The sequence below is a fragment of the Leisingera sp. F5 genome, assembly GCF_001593695.1.
Genome location: NZ_LUKH01000834.1, coordinates 1 through 1,591, shown reverse-complemented (window position 1 = coordinate 1,591; position 1,591 = coordinate 1). Strand labels below are relative to the sequence as shown.

2 protein-coding genes and 1 pseudogene are annotated in these 1,591 nt (G+C 55.0%); 2 read left to right on the top strand and 1 reads right to left on the bottom strand.

The genetic code is table 11. From position 1 onward, the window contains the following. Positions 1 to 334: DNA gyrase subunit A (locus A2I95_RS36540; RefSeq protein WP_291737387.1), on the bottom strand; the 334-nt coding region annotated here is incomplete at its 3' end. Positions 335 to 557: 223 nt separating this feature from the next. Here A2I95_RS36540 and A2I95_RS36535 point away from each other — a divergent pair. Together A2I95_RS36535 and A2I95_RS36530 are read left to right on the top strand one after the other, a co-directional pair. Further along, positions 558 to 827 (top strand): usg protein, encoded by a 270-nt coding sequence (locus A2I95_RS36535; protein WP_024090192.1) that lies wholly within the window; start codon positions 558 to 560, stop codon positions 825 to 827. Between the two features lie 163 nt (positions 828 to 990). Continuing rightward, positions 991 to 1,591 (top strand): annotated as a pseudogene (locus A2I95_RS36530) (hypothetical protein); the annotation flags it as partial.

The following is a 1,591-nucleotide window of genomic DNA, read 5'->3' as shown; positions in this document are numbered from 1 at the left end:
CCTGGCCGTCCAAGAGCGGCAGCGACATCGAGAAGTCCTGCGCCATCCGCACCAGCGCGTCATAGATCGCAGAGTCGCCGTGCGGATGGTATTTACCCATCACGTCGCCGACCGGGCGGGCCGATTTGCGGTAGGACTTGTCATGGGTGTTGCCGGATTCGTGCATTGCATAAAGAATGCGCCGGTGAACCGGCTTCAGCCCGTCCCGCAGGTCCGGGATGGCACGGCTGACGATGACCGACATCGCATAGTCCAGATAGGACGTGCGCATTTCGGATTCAATGGAGACTGTCGGACCGTCATAGGATGGCCGTTCCGGCAGATTTTCGTCCATGTTTTCAGGAGTTTCCGGCGTATCGCTCACGTTGGCTGCCCGCTCTTTCTTATAGCTCTATATATTGTGTTTGCACCCTATCAGATACCGTATATGGGGCGCAAGCAAACAGCCCGGAAAGCGGAAAACAGGCCGTTCACACAGCGGTAACACACTGTTTTTGGGGAAATTAACCAATAGCAGCCTAGCATCAGTATGAGGGGGCAAATTTTGGAGGCTGTAAATGGAGACCACGGAAACCGAGCTGATGCTGAAAGGATACGGGCTGACCACGGCGGAATTCACCTATTGCATGCCCGACTACATCCACGTTCTGAACACCTTTGTATGGCAGGAGTACGACCTTGCTCCGGATCATCCGCGGCTTTTCGAATTCATCGAATTCTGGCAGCGCGAAATTGACGGCCCGCTGCACTCTGTCCGCTTCAATCACCGCAAGATGATTGGCCCGGGAGAATGGCGCAACGTGGTTGGGGAGTTTCAGCTGCATTGAAACGGCTTGCATTTTAGTGTGATTGCAAGACCGTAGCGCAGTCTTTGCCGTTGCGTGTATGCAGGGGGCACCCTAATCCTATGCGTGTTTAACGCACCCGGGAGGGGCCGGTCCACGGCATACCCTTACAGACCCGGGGCGCACTGGCAGCAGGCAGGGATTCATGCGCAAGAACTTTTTTGGAAACCAGTTCGAAAACATCTTTGTGGCGTCGTCGGCGATCCGGGAGAGCTTTTACGGCCGGGCCGGCGACGATGATTTCACGCTGTATCATCACGATCCGGATGGTGTGAACATTCCGGATATGACTGACCGTTTCTTCGGCGGCAGCGGAGATGACACGCTGGATCTTCTGACCTTCAGCGTGACCAGCGAAAGCGACAACCTCAGCAAGTACAGCCAGCTCAGCTTTGATGGGGGCAGCGGTTACGACACCGTGAAGTCCCAGTTGACCGCTGAGGTGACAGGCGGTTCCATTCTGGATCTGGATGCAATTGAAACCAGCGTCATCTCGGTTGAGCATTGGTATTATGATATATTTTTGCAGGAAGTCTCCGGGGATGGCAACTTTACAGTCCAAGGCGGGGCAAAGGATGACACGCTGAGGATTACCCAGCTTAAAGATGCGATTGACACGGGACTCCGCGTCAACACATTCTCTGGCGCGGACAGCGTCCTTTACACCGCTAACGACGGCGTCACGGACCTGATAGTGAACACAGGCAGTGGCAAGGACTATTTCGAGTTCAACGGCAATTGGGATG

Coding starts and splice junctions, on each gene's coding strand:
- A2I95_RS36535 (WP_024090192.1), top strand. CDS start 558: ATGGAGACCACGGAAACCGAGCTGATGCTGAAAGGATACGGGCTGACC.